Origin of the sequence: Bradyrhizobium sp., assembly GCF_016219575.1 — a bacterium.
Taxonomy (GTDB): Bacteria; Pseudomonadota; Alphaproteobacteria; order Rhizobiales; family Xanthobacteraceae; genus Bradyrhizobium.
The window spans coordinates 19,108-37,256 of the sequence record NZ_JACRMG010000032.1 but is presented as its reverse complement, the minus strand read 5'-3'; the positions used below and the strand labels follow the sequence as shown (position 1 = coordinate 37,256).

17 protein-coding genes and 1 riboswitch are annotated in these 18,149 nt (G+C 64.4%); of the genes, 7 read left to right on the top strand and 10 right to left on the bottom strand.

The features are described from left to right. Nucleotides 1-66 precede the first annotated feature (66 nt). Nucleotides 67-1,659 (bottom strand): bifunctional phosphoribosylaminoimidazolecarboxamide formyltransferase/IMP cyclohydrolase, encoded by a 1,593-nt coding sequence (gene purH, locus HZB49_RS24810; RefSeq protein WP_291616174.1) that lies wholly within the window; start codon nucleotides 1,657-1,659, stop codon nucleotides 67-69. Between the two features lie 23 nt (nucleotides 1,660-1,682). After that, a riboswitch (ZMP/ZTP riboswitch) is annotated at nucleotides 1,683-1,763 on the bottom strand. A gap of 46 nt (nucleotides 1,764-1,809) precedes the next feature. Further along, nucleotides 1,810-2,613: a helix-turn-helix transcriptional regulator gene (locus tag HZB49_RS24805; RefSeq protein ID WP_291616172.1), complete on the bottom strand. Its 804-nt coding sequence runs from the start codon at nucleotides 2,611-2,613 to the stop codon at nucleotides 1,810-1,812. Nucleotides 2,614-2,712: 99 nt separating this feature from the next. On the opposite strand from HZB49_RS24805, the gene HZB49_RS24800 reads away from it, so the two are divergent. The 4 genes from HZB49_RS24800 (at nucleotide 2,713) to HZB49_RS24785 (ending at nucleotide 5,150) form a co-directional block, all read left to right on the top strand. Then, the gene (locus HZB49_RS24800; RefSeq protein WP_291616170.1) at nucleotides 2,713-3,282 is read left to right on the top strand and encodes a pyridoxamine 5'-phosphate oxidase family protein; all 570 of its coding nucleotides are present in this window, start codon (nucleotides 2,713-2,715) and stop codon (nucleotides 3,280-3,282) included. 99 nt (nucleotides 3,283-3,381) lie between these two features. Continuing rightward, on the top strand, nucleotides 3,382-3,867 hold the full coding sequence (locus HZB49_RS24795; protein ID WP_291616168.1) for a pyridoxamine 5'-phosphate oxidase family protein: 486 nt from the start codon (nucleotides 3,382-3,384) through the stop codon (nucleotides 3,865-3,867). A gap of 73 nt (nucleotides 3,868-3,940) precedes the next feature. Further along, nucleotides 3,941-4,303 carry an HIT family protein gene (locus tag HZB49_RS24790; protein WP_291616166.1) on the top strand — a complete coding sequence of 121 codons (363 nt, stop codon included), beginning with the start codon at nucleotides 3,941-3,943 and terminating at the stop codon, nucleotides 4,301-4,303. A 91-nt stretch (nucleotides 4,304-4,394) separates the two neighbouring features. Next, complete coding sequence (locus HZB49_RS24785; protein WP_291616164.1) at nucleotides 4,395-5,150, top strand: SDR family oxidoreductase; 756 nt, start codon at nucleotides 4,395-4,397, stop codon at nucleotides 5,148-5,150. A 214-nt stretch (nucleotides 5,151-5,364) separates the two neighbouring features. On the opposite strand, the gene HZB49_RS24780 is transcribed toward HZB49_RS24785, so the two are convergent. Together HZB49_RS24780 and HZB49_RS24775 are read right to left on the bottom strand one after the other, a co-directional pair. After that, the gene (locus HZB49_RS24780; RefSeq protein WP_291616392.1) at nucleotides 5,365-7,080 is read right to left on the bottom strand and encodes a heparinase II/III family protein; all 1,716 of its coding nucleotides are present in this window, start codon (nucleotides 7,078-7,080) and stop codon (nucleotides 5,365-5,367) included. Nucleotides 7,081-7,235: 155 nt separating this feature from the next. Beyond that, nucleotides 7,236-8,582, bottom strand: coding sequence for an RsmB/NOP family class I SAM-dependent RNA methyltransferase (locus HZB49_RS24775; RefSeq protein ID WP_291616163.1), 1,347 nt, complete (start codon nucleotides 8,580-8,582; stop codon nucleotides 7,236-7,238). A gap of 173 nt (nucleotides 8,583-8,755) precedes the next feature. Here HZB49_RS24775 and HZB49_RS24770 point away from each other — a divergent pair, with 173 nt between their 5' ends. Continuing rightward, nucleotides 8,756-8,959: a DUF1674 domain-containing protein gene (locus tag HZB49_RS24770; protein ID WP_291616162.1), complete on the top strand. Its 204-nt coding sequence runs from the start codon at nucleotides 8,756-8,758 to the stop codon at nucleotides 8,957-8,959. Between the two features lie 50 nt (nucleotides 8,960-9,009). Beyond that, nucleotides 9,010-9,588 carry a thermonuclease family protein gene (locus HZB49_RS24765; RefSeq protein ID WP_291616161.1) on the top strand — a complete coding sequence of 193 codons (579 nt, stop codon included), beginning with the start codon at nucleotides 9,010-9,012 and terminating at the stop codon, nucleotides 9,586-9,588. 158 nt (nucleotides 9,589-9,746) lie between these two features. Here the strand turns inward: HZB49_RS24765 and HZB49_RS24760 are convergent, their stop codons facing one another. Together HZB49_RS24760 and acs are read right to left on the bottom strand one after the other, a co-directional pair. Next, the gene (locus tag HZB49_RS24760; protein ID WP_291616159.1) at nucleotides 9,747-10,262 is read right to left on the bottom strand and encodes a L,D-transpeptidase; all 516 of its coding nucleotides are present in this window, start codon (nucleotides 10,260-10,262) and stop codon (nucleotides 9,747-9,749) included. 340 nt (nucleotides 10,263-10,602) lie between these two features. Next, nucleotides 10,603-12,555 (bottom strand): acetate--CoA ligase, encoded by a 1,953-nt coding sequence (acs, locus tag HZB49_RS24755; RefSeq protein ID WP_291616157.1) that lies wholly within the window; start codon nucleotides 12,553-12,555, stop codon nucleotides 10,603-10,605. 380 nt (nucleotides 12,556-12,935) lie between these two features. On the opposite strand from acs, the gene HZB49_RS24750 reads away from it, so the two are divergent. Then, nucleotides 12,936-14,075: a DNA topoisomerase IB gene (locus HZB49_RS24750; protein WP_291616155.1), complete on the top strand. Its 1,140-nt coding sequence runs from the start codon at nucleotides 12,936-12,938 to the stop codon at nucleotides 14,073-14,075. Nucleotides 14,076-14,081: 6 nt separating this feature from the next. Here HZB49_RS24750 and HZB49_RS24745 read toward each other — a convergent pair whose 3' ends face one another. The 4 genes from HZB49_RS24745 to tsaD form a co-directional block, all read right to left on the bottom strand. Beyond that, the gene (locus HZB49_RS24745; protein WP_291616153.1) at nucleotides 14,082-15,428 is read right to left on the bottom strand and encodes a diguanylate cyclase; all 1,347 of its coding nucleotides are present in this window, start codon (nucleotides 15,426-15,428) and stop codon (nucleotides 14,082-14,084) included. Nucleotides 15,429-15,557: 129 nt separating this feature from the next. Next, the gene (locus HZB49_RS24740; protein WP_291616151.1) at nucleotides 15,558-15,971 is read right to left on the bottom strand and encodes an EVE domain-containing protein; all 414 of its coding nucleotides are present in this window, start codon (nucleotides 15,969-15,971) and stop codon (nucleotides 15,558-15,560) included. A gap of 2 nt (nucleotides 15,972-15,973) precedes the next feature. Continuing rightward, nucleotides 15,974-16,954: an NAD(P)H-dependent glycerol-3-phosphate dehydrogenase gene (locus tag HZB49_RS24735; protein ID WP_291616149.1), complete on the bottom strand. Its 981-nt coding sequence runs from the start codon at nucleotides 16,952-16,954 to the stop codon at nucleotides 15,974-15,976. Nucleotide 16,955: 1 nt separating this feature from the next. Further along, nucleotides 16,956-18,029 carry a tRNA (adenosine(37)-N6)-threonylcarbamoyltransferase complex transferase subunit TsaD gene (gene tsaD / locus HZB49_RS24730; protein ID WP_291616147.1) on the bottom strand — a complete coding sequence of 358 codons (1,074 nt, stop codon included), beginning with the start codon at nucleotides 18,027-18,029 and terminating at the stop codon, nucleotides 16,956-16,958. Nucleotides 18,030-18,149 lie beyond the last annotated feature (120 nt).

Genomic DNA, 18,149 nt, shown 5'->3' with positions numbered 1-18,149 from the left:
TCTAGCCCGCACACTCGTGGTTATGGGTCCCGGCTTTCGCCGGGACGACAGCAGTGGTCGTGGTGGCTAGTGCCTGAAATGCCTGACGCCGGTGAACACCATGGCAATGCCGTGCTCGTCGGCGGCCTTGATCACCTCGTCGTCGCGCATGGAGCCGCCGGGCTGGATCACCGCGGTGGCGCCGGCCTCGATACAGGCGAGCATGCCGTCGGCAAACGGGAAGAATGCGTCTGACGCGACCACCGAGCCCTTGGTCAGGGGCTCGGCAAGCCCAAGCTCCTTGGCAGCATCGAGCGCCTTGCGCGCGGCAATGCGCGCGGAATCGACCCGGCTCATCTGGCCCGCGCCGATGCCGACCGTCGCCAGATCCTTGGCGTAGATGATGGTGTTGGACTTGACGTGCTTGGCGACGCGAAACGCAAATTTCAGGTCGCGCAGCTCCGCCTCAGTCGGTGCACGCTTGGTCACGACCTTTAGGTTCATGTCATCGACCACCGCATTGTCGCGGCTCTGCACCAGCAAGCCACCGGCAACGGTCTTTGCGGTGAGGCCGATGCTGCGCGGGTCGGGCAGGCCGCCGGCGAGCAGCAGCCGCAGGTTCTTCTTTGCGGAGACGACGGCGATCGCTTCTTCGGTCGCATCGGGCGCGATGATCACCTCGGTGAAGATTTCGGTGATGGCGCGCGCGGCATCCGCATCCAGCACGCAGTTGACCGCGACGATGCCGCCGAAGGCCGACGTCGAATCGCAGGCCAGCGCCTTGCGATAGGCGGCGACGAGGTCGGGAGCTTCCGCCACGCCGCAGGGGTTGGCGTGCTTGACGATGACGCAGGCCGCGGTGCGCTTGGGGTCGAACTCGCCGATGCATTCATAGGCCGCATCGGTGTCGTTGATGTTGTTGTAGGAAAGCTCCTTGCCCTGCAACTGCCGCGCCGTGGAGACGCCCGGCCGTTTTTCCGGGGTGGCGTAGAACGCCGCGTTCTGATGCGGGTTCTCGCCGTAGCGCAGCGACTGGAGCAGCCGGCCGCCGAAGGCGCGGAAGTCGGGAGCGTCGGTGCGGTTCTGGGCAGCGAACCAGTTCGAGATGGCGGCGTCGTAGGCTGCGGTTCGCGCGTAGGCCTTGGCCGCGAGACGGCGGCGCAGCGAAAGCGTGGTGGCGCCGTTATTGGCGGCGAGCTCGTCGAGCACGGCCTGGTAATCCTGCGCCTCGACCACGACGGCGACGTCGTCATGGTTTTTCGCGGCTGCGCGGATCATGGCGGGGCCGCCGATGTCGATGTTCTCGATGCAGTCCTCGAAACCGGCGCCCTTCTCGACCGTCGCCTCGAACGGATAGAGGTTGACGACCAGAAGATCGATCGGCGCGATGCCGTGCGCCTGCATCGCACTCCTATGCTCCTTGTTGCCGCGGATCGCGAGCAGGCCGCCATGCACCTTCGGGTGCAGCGTCTTGACCCGGCCGTCCATCATCTCGGGGAAGCCGGTCAGTTCGGAGACGTCTTTCACCGCGAGTCCGGCGGCGGCAATCGCCTTCGCTGTGCCGCCGGTGGAGACCAGCTCGACGCCGCGCGCGGCCAGCGCCCTGGCGAATTCGATCAGACCGGTCTTGTCGGAAACGGAGAGCAGGGCACGGGAAACGCGGCGGGTGGTATCGGTCATGGGCAAGGTCCTTTGTCAGGAGATTCTTATGCCCAGGCGCGCGGCGATCAATCTCGCGCTTCCCGATGGTGCTCCATCCAAAGTCGCCAGTTGCGCGAGTGCGAGCTGGTTAGCAGCTTTTGGCGCAGTTCTCAATGGCCTCGCTACCGGTCATCGATCGCGTACGGTCGGTGCAGAGAGAAGCATCGTCAGTCGATAGTCGGGCCAGCCCGCGAGAGACAGCGAAACCTGCTGGTAGTGCAGCAGTCCCATGGTCGGATGATTGAACGCACGTTCGCCGCCTTCGCGTGCCAAAACCCCCTGTGTATGCCAGCAGCGCGCGAAGTCGGAACTTGCAATTCGCAGTTCATCGACAAGCCGGCGAATATCCGGATCGTCGGCGTAGCCTGTCGCCGCGGCGCGGAACTCTGCGACGACGCGCTGCGCACGGGACGTCCAGTCAAGGATTAGAGCTCGCGCCTCAGGCCTGAGGAAGATATAGCGCAGCAGGTTTTTTTCGCCGTCGGCATCGAGCCATCCTGCAAACAGTTTTGCCGCTTTCGCGTTCCAGCGACGCGCGCCCCATGTGCGATCGAGGATGTAGGCGGGACCATCGATCGCATCGACGCAGGACAGCACCGCCTCGGGAGGGTCATCCCTGTGGCCCGGCCGCTCGGGATCGCGCTTGCCCGCAACGTCGAACAGATAGAAGCGCTCGGCGCGTGACAGGCGCAATCCGCGGGCGAGGCGCGCAAGTGTCGAAGCAGAGACGGACACATCGCGCCCCTGCTCGATCCACGTGTACCAGGTGACGCTCAACCCGCAGAGCTGGGCGACCTCCTCGCGCCGGAGGCCGGGCGTGCGCCGTCGTGGTCCGGCGGCGAGACCGAATTCTGCCGGAGACTGGCGCTCCCGGAGCGCCCGCAAGAACGCGCTGAGCGAGAGAGCCGGAGCGATCGGGTCTTGTCCTTTCATGGTGGTCTTTATACCGGGATAATATGTATCCTTAAACTGGTACAAATGGGGTGATAGTTTCTTGTCTCGACTTCGTCGCTGCGCAAAGGACGGACGGGCATGGGCAAGCAATTCGCAAGGATCGAACCGGAGCACGCGGCTTTCATCGCGCGGCAGAAGATCTTCTTCGTCGCCAGCGCCCCGCCCAAGGGACGCGTCAACGTCTCGCCCAAGGGCCTGTCCTCATTCCGGGTGCTCGGAGATAACGACGTCGCCTATCTCGATTGCACCGGCAGCGGCAGCGAGACCCGCGCTCACCTGATCGCCTCGGATGACAAGCGGTTGACCATCATGTTTTGCGCCTTCGAGGGCGCTCCGGTGATCCTGCGGCTCTATGGCCAGGGTCGATCGTTGATGCGGGGCACGCCGGAGTACGCCGATCTCGTTTCGAAGTTCGAGGAAGTTGCAGGCGCCCGCCAGATCGTACGCCTCTCGGTTGATCTCGTGCAGACGTCGTGTGGCATGGGCGTGCCGCTGTTCGACTACAAGCAGGAGCGCGGCAGCCTGGTGCGCTACTGGGCGGAGCGGAGCATCGACAATCTGCGAAAATACTGGGGTCTGAAGAACATGAAGAGCATCGACGGCCTGCCGACCGGCTTTGCCCCTGACAGCATGGCTCCGCCGGGCTGACAGACCAGGATTGCGTTCCGCGTCGGCCTCTGGACAGAACAGGCCATCGGGCACTGTGTTGGCTGCTTTCGGCCTGCGTCTGATTTCGGAGGATGTGTCATGGCAGTACGCAAAGACCGCGGACCGATCAATCAAGCTGTCAAGACTGACTTGAAAAATTCGGTGCTTTGCTGGTTGGCGACCGTTGACCCGGCGGGCGTTCCGAACGTCACACCTAAGGAAATCTTTACGAGCCATGGCGATGACCGGATCGTGATCGCTGACATTGCATCGTCCAACAGCGTCAGGAACATCCGCTTACAGCCAAATGTCTGCGTGAGCTTCATCGACATATTCCGGCAAAGGGGCTTCAAGTTCGTCGGAACGGCCAAGATTATCCCACCAGAAGCTGAGGATTTCGCGACCTTAGGGGCGGAGCTGCTACGCATGGCCGGCGAGGACTTTCTGATCCGCAATGTCATTTCGGTCAGAATCGACCGCATTTCGAGGATATGGGCTCCAAGCTATACGCTGTTTCCGGATCGCGCGGACGAAGAGCGCATGCAGAGTGCTTATGCAGCCTATGGTGTGCGCTCCGGACACTGAGGGCGACTGGCGAACTCTGCTGTCGTGAAGATACTGTTGGATGCGTCGACGCTAATTGAGAAGGATCGATGCCATGGCGGTTGCGGATTGCGAGTTGTGCCGACCCGAATGCGTCTTGCTTGAGGGCTCCCTCGCGTATGTTCGTTACGATAACAACAGTCTGAGCCGTGGACATGTCCTGATAATACCACGCCGACACGTCGCGAGTTATTTTGACATGACCACCGAGGAGAAGACCGAAATACTATCGCTGCTTGATCGCGCGCAAAGCAAGATTGCGGTAGATCATTCGCCGGACGGTTACAACATCGGCGCCAACATTGGGCGAGCCGCCGGACAAAACCGAATGCACGTGCACCTGCATTTGATCCCACGTTATAGTGGTGATGTTGTTGATCCGAGCGGCGGAATACGATGCGTTCTCTCGAACAAATGAGCCAGAGCACCGTGGCAGCGCCGGGAGTTGTCACCCAAGTTGTCGCCTAAAGTTGCCCTGGACTGCGTCATCCACGCACGGAGTTGATCCAATGAATCTGGGCCTGGAAGGCAAGACTGCCCTGATAACGGCCGCAAGTGGCGGCATTGGCAGCGGGATCGCGGCGGCGCTTGCGGACGCTGGCGTGCATGTGGCGATCAGCGGGCGTAAGGCAGCGGCGCTGGAGCAAGTGGCCGGACGCCTTGCCTCTTGTTCCGGTGGTCGTCCGGCGATCGTTATCGGGGACGTTTGTGCGATAGACGGTCCCGCCCAGATCGTAGCCGAAGCCTTGGCGGCTCTTGGTGGGCGCGTCGATATCCTCGTCAACAATGTCGGTGGTGCGAGGCCCGTCACAGACAAAGCAGACGATGCGTTCTGGGACGAGGCACTTACACTCAATTTCCTCGCAGCACGGCGACTAACTGATCTCATCATTCCCGGAATGAAAGCTAAGAACTGGGGTCGGATCGTCAATATATCCGGCGCACTGGTTGCACCAAGGCTCAACGGCGCTGCGCCCGCCAAAGCAGCTCTCGTCAGCTGGTCCCGAACACTGTCCTCCGAACTTGGCGCGCACGGCATCACTGTGAACACGATCGCCCCCGGTCGCATCAATTCGGCTCAGATTCAAAAACTGCCTCCAACGGAGCAATCGAAGGCTGAGTTCATCAAGCAGAACATTCCCGCTGGATACTTTGGTGAACCTTGCGACATTGGGCACCTCGTGACTTTTCTCGCCTCGCCGCTCGCTCGCTATGTCAACGGTGCGGCGATCCCGGTCGATGGAGGGGCGGTGCGTCGAGTGTAGGGATTAGGCACTGGATCTCATTCGCTCTCAAGCTCAGTTCCGGACTTTCCCGTTTGAGCCGCACATGCAAGTGGCGATAGCCGAAGCGCCGCCGCTCATCATCAGAGGGCCCGGGGATCTGCCAGGATTGCGTGCCATGCTGATCCCATCGACATGCTGGCTACTTTGCATGGGGTTGTTTTCGAGATTTTGGTCGGCGCCGTGACCACCCGGGTCAGAGCGGCAGTTCCGGCTCGCGGCGCGCGTTGCGCCGGGCGTTGGTCTGCGACGCCGAGGTCGAGGAGCGCACAAAACTCCAGCGGATTGAGGAGGCGTGGCGGGAATCCTGCCGGATCACGATCTGGGCGGTGCGGCGGGGACCGTCATTGCCGGCCAGGAACACGCTGTCCTCGAGATCGACCTTGTCGTCCAGGGCCTCGAAGGTCCAGACGTCGCGGTTCGGCAGCACCAGCATCACCCCGCGCGCGTCCGACAGCCGGCTCGCCTTCACCGAGGGGTGGAGGTGAAAGCGCAGCGCGAAGTCGGCTTCGTTGCCCTTGATCTTGCCGCCCGGCGCCGGAGAAAGCGTGTCCTCGCCGTCGAGCCGCGAGCCGTCCTGCGCGGCCATCAGCACCCGGCGGTGGATCACGCCGAAGCGGGCGAGATAGCCGTCATGCGAGGTGGTCAGCAATTCGCCATGGGGCACCGCCTCGCGATAGCTCTCGACATTGGTCGGCCCGGAGACGACCGGCGCGCCCTGCAGCAGCTTCTTCATCGCCGAGAATTCGACGAACTGGCATGACGAGGTGTCGTGATAGGTCAGCGTCGAATGCGCAGCCGTGCCGCGCGCGAAGGAGCGCCAGTTGTCGCGGCCGGTCGTCGGCATGCCGCAATTGATCACGATGCGGCTCGGCCCGGAGGACAATTCGAAGGAAAGGCAACCGGCATGCGCGTCCTGGCTGACGCTCGGCGGCGGCGGCGCGCCGGTATCCATGATCAGCGTCAGCCCGCCGGCATCGATGCGCTGGTAGCCGGTATGCGGCATGTTCGCCATCGGCGCGCCATGGGTGTCATCATAGGCGAGCAGCGTCGCTACCAAGTCATTCGGTGCGCTGCTCATGCCGTTGAACAGCGCGAAACTGCCGTCGCCATGGCGGAAGAACCGCAGCATCGGCATCATGCGGTCGATGGCGTTGAGCAGCGCCGGGGGCGGGGCGATGTTCCTTGCCGCAAAGGTCTGGCGCAGCGGCAGGAGATCGCTGAGCAGTTCGACCAGCGCGCCGGGATTGCGCGAGATGTGCCCGCCATCGGGCAGGATCTGCCGCTGCAACTCGTCGGACAGCTTTCGCGAGGCGCTGCGGATGTGCTTGGCCTGGTTGGCGAGGCACAGCGAGGCGTAGCACAGCGCGATCAGCACCTGCAGCCGCGGCACGCCGTCGCCGATGTCGATCATGGCATAGCGGAGGTAACGGATCTCGCGGGTCAGCCCGCGCAGATAGCGCCGATAGAATTTTCCGTCGGTGTCGCCGAGCACCAACGGGGCCTGCGACAGCAGCGAGATCACGCGGCGCGCCAGCACGTCGGCGCGGCGCTCCAGCGGCCGCTTGCGCGTCTGGTTCGACATCCAGTCGTCGACCAGCGAACGGGCGTTGGCGCGGGTCAGCGCGGTGTCGGCGGCACGCAGATGGCGAAGCCAGCCGAAGCCGAGCAGCGCGACCTCCCAGTCTTCCGAGGGCGGCTCGAGATCGAAAATGGAGCGGCCGTGACAGGTGACGATCTTGCCGGCGAAGACGAAGCGCCCGGCATAGATTTCGGCGGCGCGGGTGGCGTCGGCGGTGCGCAGATCATGCGGGGCGATGGTCAGGCGGTCGGCGCGGCCGGGCCACAGCCGCGACAGCGCGACCGTGCCGCCGCTGGCGCGGGCCATCATGTTCCGCGCGAAGCGGCCCATGATCAGGGTCGAGATTCGTCTGCGTTGAGCGACCGACACGCCGTGCCTTGGGAGGGAGGGAATTCCTGCGATTCGTATTTAGCCGGAATCGTGGCTTCCGTGCCATCTTGAAAGCAGGCGAATCAGCCCCCTGCGGCGAAGAATCCGCTGCAGAATCAGGCCTTAACCAGCCTGGCGGCGTAAAAACCGTCCAGTCCCGCCAGGCGCGGGTCAGTGTGCGGCAAGTGGCAGGGTAGCGTCCGGAGATCGCCGTCGGGGGTGACGATTTCGGCAAGTCCGGCCACCTCGGCCGTCGCAACCGGCGCACGCCGCAGGCCGGTCCCGGCGGCAAGAAGCGCCGAAATGGCCGCCTCGCCTTCCTCCGGTTCCAGCGAACAGGTGCAATAGACCAGGGTTCCGCCGGGCCTCAGCAGCGCGACGGCCTTTTGCAGCAGGCGCTTCTGCAGCGCCGAGAGCGGCGCGATATCGGTCTCCTGTCGCAGCCACGCCACGTCCGGATGCCGGCGGATGGTGCCGGTCGAAGTGCAGGGCGCGTCGACCAGAATGCCATCGAAACTTTCCGCCGGAGCCTGCCATTCCACGGCATCGGCAACGACGGTCTCGGCCTCCAGCGAAAGCCGCGCAAGATTGTCGCGCAGCCGCGTCATCCGTGCCGGCGAACGATCGACCGCCGTCACGCGTGCGCCGGCATAGGCGAGCTGCGCGGTCTTGCCGCCGGGTGCAGCGCAGAGATCGGCAATCTTCTTGCCGCCGATGTCGCCGAACAATCGCGCGGGCAGCGCTGCGGCGGCGTCCTGCACCCACCATTGGCCTTCGGAGAAGCCGGGCAGCATGGTCACCGAACCGTGCAGCAGCGTGCGCACCGTTCCCGTCGGCAGCACTTCGCCGTGCAGGCGCGTGGCCCACTGCGAAGCGTCCGATTTCAGCGTGAGGTCGAGCGATGGTTCATGGCTGAGGGCGGCAGCCATCGCACGTGCGGTGGATTCGCCATAATGCGCGGTCCAGCGCGCGAACAGCCATGGCGGCAGATCCAGCGCTTGCGACTTGACGTCCTCGACGATCGCCGTGCCCTCGCGTGCGCAGCGGCGCAGCACGGCGTTGACGAGGCCGGCATAGCGTGCGGCGCGCCGGTCGGATTGCACCAGCCGCACCGAGAGATCGACGGCCGCATGATCGGGCACGTCCATCCAGAGGATTTGCGCGGCGCCGATCAGGAGCGCGCTTTGCGCGCGCGGCGCATCGGTAGGAACGCCGCGGTCGAGCAGCCGCGACAGCAGATGACCGAGCGTGCCGAGCCGGCGCAGGATGGTGGCGACCAGCCGCCGCATCAGCGCGCGGTCGCGGTCGGAGAGCGCTTTCAGTCCGGGATGGGCGCCGGCGCCTTCGAGCTGGTCGTCGAGGGTGCGGTGGCGGTGGAGCACGCCGTCCAGGATGTCGGCGGCGATCCGCCGTGCCGCCAGGCCAGGCACTTCGGAGGCGACTGCGAATCGTTGTGGAGGCATGGCGTGGAAATGTTCTTGGGTCTATGTGACGTGATGCTTCGGCTCATGCCATCGCAACGGGAGCAAGCTGTGGCATGCGAATATGCCAAATGTAAGAATCGCAAATCGGATTTCGCGATTGTGATGCGGCGGGCGGGCTTGACCGCATCGGCGGCCGGGAGGAAACAGTTGAAATGACCGACGGACCCGCAAAGCACGATGCCGCACGGAAGCCGCTGACGCCGGCGGCGCAGCGGGCGCTTGCCGAGGCCGAAGAGCGCCGCCGCCAGGCGGCCGCGAATGCCAGGCCCATGGATAAGGAATTCCAGGGCCCCAAGGGCCCGGAGCCGACGCGTTACGGCGATTGGGAAAACAAGGGCATCGCCTCGGATTTCTGAGGCAGGATGGACTCTTGCCGGCCTGGCCGACTCAGTCCAGCTTCCCCGCAATGCCTATTGAGAGAGCAAATTCCTGGCGGCCGACCGGGCGCGCCCGCCCGCCCCGGAGGCGGCTTTCCGCGGCCCTGCCTTGGCTCTTTGTGCTCGCGGTTGCGGCAGGCGCCATGCTGCCGATCCGGCAATGGCTGCATTTGCCGCGCTGGCATGACGGCGGGTCGCAGGAATTCGAGACGATCTGGCGGCCTGCCGGCAACCTCGACCGGCATCGATCGGCCGACGTCATTCGCACGATTGATGGCGACACGTTTGAGGCGCGGGTGCCTCTTGCGCCCGGCCAGGACGTGATGACGCGCGTTCGACTGCGCGGCATCGATGCGCCGGAACTCAAGGCGGATTGCGCTGAGGAATTGCGGCTGGCCGAAGCTGCGACCGAGGCGTTGCGCGACCTGCTCCGGCAGGGCGAGGTCGCGATCTACAACATCGGTCCGGACAAGTATCAGGGCCGCGTCCTGGCCGACGTTGCCACCAAACGCACCGGCAATGTCGCGGCAGCGCTGCTCGCAGCCGGTCATGTGCGCAGCTACAACGGCGGCCACCGCAACGGCTGGTGCGCGAACGTACCGCGGTGAAAAAGAAAGAGCCGCGCATTGGCGCGGCTCTTTGCGTTGAAAACGCCTAGAGCATGATCCGGAAAAGTGTGAAGCGGTTTTCCGAAAAGATCATGCTCAAACAACAACCTAAAGCGCGATGACGATTCAACCAAATCGCATCGCGCTTTAGACGTAGATCAGCGGGTCACGACAACCGTCGTGCCGACGGAAACGCGCTGGTAGAGATCGGTAATATCCCCGTTCAGCATGCGGATGCAGCCATAGGAGACGAAGCCGCCAACCGAGCCCGGCATGTTGGTGCCGTGGATGGCGTATTCGCCACCGGACAGCGTCATGGCCGCAACGCCCATCGGATTCCGCGGCGAGCCGCCGGGGATCACGTCGGGCATGTTGGGCTTGTCGCGCTTGACTTCCCGCGGCGGCGACCAGGCCGGATTCGTATATTTGCCATCGATGCGGGTGGTGCCGGCCCACTGCTTGCCATAGCGGCCGACGCCGACCGGGTAACGCATGGCCCGGCCGTTATCGAGGATGAGATAGAGGCGGCGCTCGCCGGTCTTCACGACGATGGTGCCCGGCGAATATTCGGCGCTGCGCATGCCGACCATTTCGGGGCGCGCCTGGGCGGGCGACGACATCATCATCCCTGCCCCGATGGTGACGGCCAGCGCCGCCGCAATCCTCAACGACATCGTTCTCTCCATTCCCCATTGTCCCCTGGAGGGACCAAATTCGTCGGCTGACCTTTGAAGGAGGCAATCCGCCGGTCTCAGGCACGCATTTCTCAGGCACGCATTCTTAACCGCGTCCCTTAACCGGACGGTTTCCACGCCGGCCGAAGCCGCGACTTCGATGGAGGGAACAAAGGAAATGTTCGAATTAAAGTAAATGACTTGAAAACAACACTTGTCCCGAAAAAGACACAGTGCGGACACGGCTGCGTGAGGCCTCTGGAATCGCGCAGGAAAAAGGGCTCCGGACGGTTCCGGAGCCCTGATTTCGGAGATCGACCGTGGCTTTTCTGCCCGACCTCTAGGCCGATGCGCCCTTCTTGTTCTGGCGGTTCTTGACGAGGTCGTCGACCACGGCGGGGTCGGCCAGGGTCGAGGTGTCGCCGAGGCTCGAGGGCTCGTCCTCGGCAATCTTGCGCAGGATGCGGCGCATGATCTTGCCGGAGCGGGTCTTGGGCAGGCCGGGCGCGAACTGGATCAGGTCGGGAGAGGCGATCGGGCCGATGTCCTTGCGCACCCAGGCCACCAGTTCCTTGCGCAGGGCCTCGCTCGGCTCCTTGCCGGTCATCAGCGTCACATAGGCATAGATGCCCTGGCCCTTGATGTCGTGGGGATAGCCGACCACGGCGGCTTCCGACACGGCTTCATGCGCCACCAGCGAGCTTTCGACTTCGGCAGTGCCCATGCGATGGCCGGACACGTTGATGACGTCGTCGACGCGGCCGGTGATCCAGTAATAGCCGTCGGCATCGCGCCGGCAGCCGTCGCCGGTGAAATACTTGCCCTTGTAGGTCGAGAAGTAGGTCTGCTCGAAGCGGGCATGATCGCCATAGACCGTGCGCATCTGGCCCGGCCATGATTTCGTGATGCAGAGATTGCCTGACGTCGCGCCGTCCAGCACCTTGCCTTCGGCGTCGACGATCTCCGGCACCACGCCGAAGAACGGCCGCGTCGCCGAGCCCGGCTTCAGCTTCGTCGCGCCCGGCAGCGGCGTGATCAGGATGCCGCCGGTCTCGGTCTGCCACCAGGTGTCGACGATCGGGCAACGCTCGTCGCCGACCACGCGGTGATACCATTCCCACGCTTCCGGATTGATCGGCTCGCCAACCGAGCCGAGCAGGCGCAACGAGGCACGCGAGGTCTTCTTCACCGGCTCGTCGCCGCCCTGCATCAGCGCGCGGATCGCGGTCGGCGCGGTGTAGAAGATGTTGACCTTGTGCTTGTCGACGACGTTCCAGAACCGGGAATTGTCGGGATAGTTCGGCACGCCCTCGAACATCAGCGTGGTGGCGCCATTGGCGAGCGGTCCGTAGAGAATGTAGCTGTGGCCGGTGACCCAGCCGACGTCGGCGGTGCACCAGTAGATGTCGCCGTCGTGATAGTCGAAGACGTATTGATGCGTCATCGATGCGAACACCAGATAGCCGCCGGTGGTGTGCAGCACGCCCTTGGGCTGGCCGGTCGAGCCCGACGTGTAAAGGATGAACAGCGGATCTTCCGCATGCATCGGCTCGCACGGGCATTCCGTGGTCACCATCTTGGCCGCGTCATGATACCAGAGATCGCGCGACGGGTTCATGTTGACGTTGGCGCCGGTGCGCTTGACCACCACGACCCAGTCGACGCCGGGGGATTTCTCCAGTGCCGCGTCGAGATTGGCTTTCAGCGGCACCTTGCGGCCACCGCGCAGGCCTTCATCGGCGGTGATGACGATCCTGGACTCGCAGTCGTTGATGCGCTGGGCGAGGCTGTCGGGCGAGAAGCCGGCGAACACCACCGAATGGATGGCGCCGATGCGCGCGCAGGCGAGGATCGCGTAGGCGGCCTCGGGGATCATCGGCAGATAGATGGTGACGCGATCGCCCTTCTTGACGTTGCGCGTGCGCAGGATGTTGGCCATCCGGCACACTTCGTCATGCAATTCCTTGTAGGTGATGTGTTTGGATTGCGAGGGGTCGTCGCCCTCCCAGATGATCGCGGTCTGGTTGGCGCGCTTGGCGAGGTGGCGGTCGATGCAATTGTAGGCGGCGTTGAGCACGCCGTCCTCGAACCATTTGATCGAGATGTTGCCGGGCGCGAAGGAGACGTTCTCGATCTTGTGGGGCGTCTTGACCCAGTCGACCCGCTTGGCCTGTTCGGCCCAAAAGCCGTTGGGGTCCTTGACCGAGCGCTCATACATCTCGCGATACTTGGCGTCGTCGATCCAGGCGCGTTTCGACCACTCCGCGGGCACATCGTAAATCTTCTCGGACATATTCCCTCCACTCAACGTCACTGGCCGCTCGCGAACGAAATTGATCGCAAGCTGGCTACAATTATTGGCGCGATTATGCGTCGCCGGACGGCGTCGGGACAAGCGCAGCCGCCTCAAACCTTGGTTTGGCTTGCTCTTCCGCCGACAATGGTTCACCAGCCACGGCAGCGTGCCCGGCGTATTGAGACAGCGCAAAATCAACGTTATCGGGCGAATGGCTCCCATGAACGGTGTTTAGGCACCGCAGATGACTGATTCGGGACTCGCAATCCCGCGCCGCACCCCCTAAATGGCCACCCCGGGGCCGGACGGCCCTCCCGGAACGAAGCCCCAACAAGCGGCATTACCGGCGCAACAGGCGGAGCAAGGCGTTCACGACGATGATGGATCAGCAGAATTTCGAGGCTACAGGGCCCGCTTCCGCCGATCCCGCCGTTGCGCTGGCGGAAATGCTCGGCCAGTTGCCGAAGGTTCCGGCCGAACAGCCGAAGCCGAAGACCTCGGTGGCGGAACTGGCCGAACATCACGGCCTCAAGCTCGGCGACCAGAACGCACTCACCATCCGCCGCATCAAGCGCGGCAAGAGCTATTCATTCATTCGCGCCAACGGCACGAAGGTCCGGCACGAACCGACCATTCGCCGCCTGCATCGGATGGCGGTGCCGCCGGCCTATCGCGACGTGCGCTATTCGGCCGACCCCAGCTCGCATCTGCAGGCGGTCGGCATCGATGCGGCCGGCCGGCTGCAATACCGCTATCACGCCGACTGGGAGAAGGTGCGCGAGCAGCGCAAGGCCCATCGCCTGGCCAAGCTCGTGGGCGCGCTCCCGAAAATCCGCCGCAACGTCTCGGCGCATCTCGCCGGCGACGAGCCAACGAGGGAATTCGCGCTGTCGGCGGTCATCGAGCTGATCGCGCGCACCGCGATCCGCCCCGGCAACGAGTCCTACGCAAAACTCAACGGCACCCGCGGCGCCACCACGATGTTGAAGTCCAACGTCACGCTGGAAGAAGACAGCTTCGTGCTGACTTTCAAGGCGAAGGGCGGCAAGGCCGTGCGCAAGGAATGCGACGCGGCGAAGCTCGTGCGCGCCATCGGCATTTTGCGCACCGTGCCGGGCAAGCGCATGTTCCAGTATCGCGACGCCTCCGGCACGATCCGCGCCGTGTCGACGACGACGGTGAACGCCTTCCTGCGCGAGATCGCCGGCATCAAGATTTCGCTGAAGGATTTCCGCACGCTGATGGCCTCGGCCGTGGTGCTGGAATCGCTGTCGCGGATTTCGCCCGCGGCGAGCGCCCGCGGCCGCAAGAAGCAGGTGCTGGACGCCGTGCGGGCCGCAGCCGACGAGCTCTCCAACACGCCGGCGATCTGCCGCAAGAGCTACGTGCACGACACCATCGTCACCGCCTTCGAGGACGGCATCCTCGAGCGCTTTGCAGCGACCATGAAGGGCTACCGCACCCAGAAGAAGCGCGAGCAGCTGCTGGCGCAGGTGGTGCTGGCGGCTGCGGCGTAATTCCGTTCAGCCGGGTAAACGGTCCATCTCGGGCAGCAGCGCCGGCGCGCCGCGTCGGCTGTCAGCCCGTTCCGGAATCGCGTCGCCGGCAGCATGGGCGGTGGACATGAACGCGACGTTCCTGCCGCTGCGCTTGGCGTCGTAGAGCGAATCGTCCGCCCATTTCGCCACCGTTTCCGGCGCGGCACCTTCCCGCGCAAAGGCGACGCCCAGACTGATCGTCACCACGCCGGCAGAACCATCGGCGCGCCGGATTCCCGGATTGACGATGCCAAGCGCTTCCACCGCGTGGCGGATGCGTTCGGCGATCGCCCAGGCGAGGTCCGGAGTTGCATGGGCGAGGACGACCAGGAATTCCTCGCCGCCGTAACGGAAAACGGCGTCTTCGCCGATCCGCACCGAATGCTCGATCGCCCTCGCGACGCGTTTGAGGCATTCGTCGCCGGCGGCGTGGCCGGCGGTATCGTTCAATAACTTAAAGCGGTCGATATCGGCCATGATGAATGCGATATTGGCTTTCGGGATCGCCGGGTTGCGCCAGAGCCGGTCGATCAGGTCGGTCGACGAGCGTCGATTGCCGAGCCCGGTGAGGGGATCGTGTGTCGCCAGTATTTCCAGCTGATGATTGGCGCCTTTCAGCGCGTCGCTGTGATACTGGCTGTGCAGGGACAGCAGGAATGCCTTCTTTGCCAGGATCGACTGGGTCTTCCGCGCGATCGTCGCCGCATAGATTCCGATCGCATAGAAGATCGATGTTCCCACGGCTTCCTTCAGGCTGATCGCGGGATTGAAAATCTCGAAGCCGAAGAAGATTGCGGTCGAGCAGATCATCAGGGACAGCGACCAGAAATATTCGACGTTGAGCACCACGATCGCGATGGTGTTGGCGTACATGATGCAGGTGAGGAACCGCTCATAGCTGCTGCCGCCAGCGGCTGCAGCGAGGAAGCCGTAGACGATCATGACGCCGCTCATCAGCAACAGCAGCGACAGTCCCTCGACCGTGGCGCTGCGCGGCTTGCGCCAGACCAGCCAGGCACAGGCGTGCATCGCCGGCACCAGGACGCCGCTGATGAGGGTGGTAAGCCAGAGGAAATCCGGCGCGAGAAGGTAGCTGACCGGTACGAAGGTCATGCTGATCAGGGCAACCCAGACCATCCAGGCGCGTGCGATCTTGCTGCGCTGTGGCCAGTCCCTCTGGCGATAGGCGTGCATCAACGCGTCAGAGAAGCGGATGTCGCGCGCCCGTCCCGACAGCAGCCGCCTGGTCTCGGCCTCGAGAGCCGGCGTCATGGGCACTGCCGCCATGTCGTCGAGCGGTGCCGCGTTAACTGTGCTGGCGCCCGATCTCAAGGCTTGCCCTCTCCCGTTGTTCCGCTTTGCTGTTGGTAAGGGAGTAGAGCGCCTGAAATGCTAAATTTCCCCTGCGGTTAGGGTCCGGTACTCTACGGACAAACAGCGGTCGTTGTGGTTAAATGCCGCTTAAAGTCCGCCCATCTTGCAGACCAGCTTCCATTCGTCCGTCGTTACCGGCTGCACCGACAGCCGCGAATATTTCACCAGCGCCATGGCGGCGAGCTTCTTCTCCGCCTTGATCGCGGCCATCGTCACCGGCTTCGGCATGGGCTTGTCGGCCTTGATGTCGACGCAGACGAATTTGCCGGTCTTGTCGGAAGGATCCGGATAGGCCTCCTTGATCACCTCGGCGATTCCGACAATGTCCTTGCCCTCGTTGGAGTGATAGAAGAACGCCTTGTCGCCCTTCTTCATGTTCACGAGATTCTGCCGCGCGGTGAAATTGCGCACGCCGGTCCAGGCTTCGCCCTTCGCGCCCTTGGCCACCTGCTGGTCCCACGACCAGGTCGACGGTTCCGATTTCACCAGCCAATACGCCATTGTCATTCCTCCGCCTTGAACGGCCGCGTCAGCAGGCCTTCGATCGCGGCGTCGATCGAGATCTTGCCCGCAAGGATTGCGGCTACCGCTCTTGATACCGGCATATCGACACCCTGCGAAGCCGCGAACTCCACCAGCACCGGCGCGGTGAACTGTCCCTCGGCCAATTTGCCCGAAGGCGGCGGCTCGCCGCGGCCGAGCGCGATGCCGAGCGCGAAATTGCGGGATTGCAGGCTGGAGCAGCTCAGGATGAGGTCGCCGAGACCCGACAGGCCCACCAGTGTTTCGGCGCGCGCACCGCAGGCGCGGCCGAAGCGGGCGAGTTCGCTGAACCCGCGCGTTGTAAGCGCCGCTTGCGCGGACGCGCCGAGTTCGCGGCCGACCGCAATTCCCGCTGCGATCGCCAGCACATTCTTGGCCGCGCCGCCGATCTCGACGCCGCGAATATCGGTGGTGTGATAGGGCCGGAAGGTCGCGGAACCCAGCGCATGTACCAGCGCGGCGGCGATCGCTTCATCCCCGGCCGCCAGCGTGACGGCGGTCGGCAAGCCGCGCGCGACATCGTCGGCAAAGCTCGGGCCGGAGAGAATGGCGGGAATCGCATTTGCTGCAGCTTCCGCAATTACCTCGGTCATGAACTTGTGCGTGCCGCGCTCGATGCCCTTGGCCGTCGCGACGACAGGCGTCGATGATTTCAGGTGCGGGGCGAGGGCGTTCACGGCCTCGCGCAGATTCTGTGCCGGTGTCGCGATCAGGATGACGTCAGCGGATGCGGCAAGCGCGATCTCCCCGGTGATGTCGATGCCGGCTTCGAGCCGAATGCCGGGCAGGCGCAGATTCTCATGCGTCGCTTTCATGCGCGCTACGCTCGCGGCGCTGCGTGCATAGAGTGTCACGCCGCGCCCGGCACGCGCGGCGACCGCGGCAAGCGCCGTGCCCCATGCGCCTGCGCCGATCACCGCGACTGAATTGAAGGAGGCCATCTCAATAGCCCGCGCGACTGTTGGCATAGCCGGCCGGCGCCCTGGCATTGGCGTCGAGCAGCCAGCGTGCCCGCGGCGCGGCTTCCATCGTATCGGTCAACCCGATCGCCATGCGCTCGGCGCCGGCCCAGGCGATCATGGCGCCGTTATCGGTGCAGAGCGCGGGCGGCGGAATGATCAGCGTGGTCTGCGCCCTTGCCGCGACATCCTGCAAGGCGCCGCGGATCGCCTGGTTGGCGGCAACGCCGCCGGCCGCGACCAGCGCACGCGGCGGACCGAATTGCTCGCGGAACAGTTTCAGTCCCACCGCCAGCCGATCTGCGGTGGATTCCAGCACGGCCGCCTGGAAGCCCGCGCAGAGATCGGCGACGTCCTGCGGTTCCAGCGGCGTGATGCGGCTGGCCTCGTTGCGCACGGCGGTCTTCAGGCCCGAAAGCGAGAAGTTCGCGTCCGGCCGGCCGAGCATTGGCCGCGGAAATGAAAACCGTTTCGCATCGCCGCCGGCTGCCGCCAGTTCCACCTGCGGCCCGCCGGGATAGGGCAGCGACAGCATCTTCGCCACCTTGTCGAAGGCTTCGCCCATGGCGTCGTCGACCGTGGTGCCGAGCCGCACATAATTTCCGACGCCGATCACGGCGACGATCTGGGTATGGCCGCCGGAGGCGAGGAACAGGCAATAGGGAAAGGCGAGCGCGCAGGTCAGCCGCGGCGTCAACGCGTGCGCCTCGAGATGGTTGACCGCGATCAGCGGCGTATCGTGCACCATCGCGATCGCCTTTGCGGTGGTCAGCCCCACGATCACGCCGCCGATCAGGCCGGGGCCTGCGGCCGCTGCCACCGCCGAGAGCTGCACGTAGGAAACGCCGGCGTCCTTCATGGCGCGGTCGACGATGCCGTCGAGCAGATCGACATGGGCGCGCGCGGCGATCTCCGGCACCACGCCGCCGAAGCGGGCATGCTCCTCGGTCTGCGAGCGCACGACGTTGGACAGGATCCTGCCGCTGCCGTCGCCCCGGCGCTCGACCACGGCGGCGGCGGTTTCGTCGCAGGTGGTTTCGATGCCCAGGACCAGCATCGGTTTATCGTTCGTCAAGGTGAGGCCTTGCATGATCTGTTAAAGATGCGTCTTGCTGCTTCGGTACCATTGCGGGGTCGCCGCGTGCAATCGTCCGGCTGCGGCAAATATCCTCGCGGA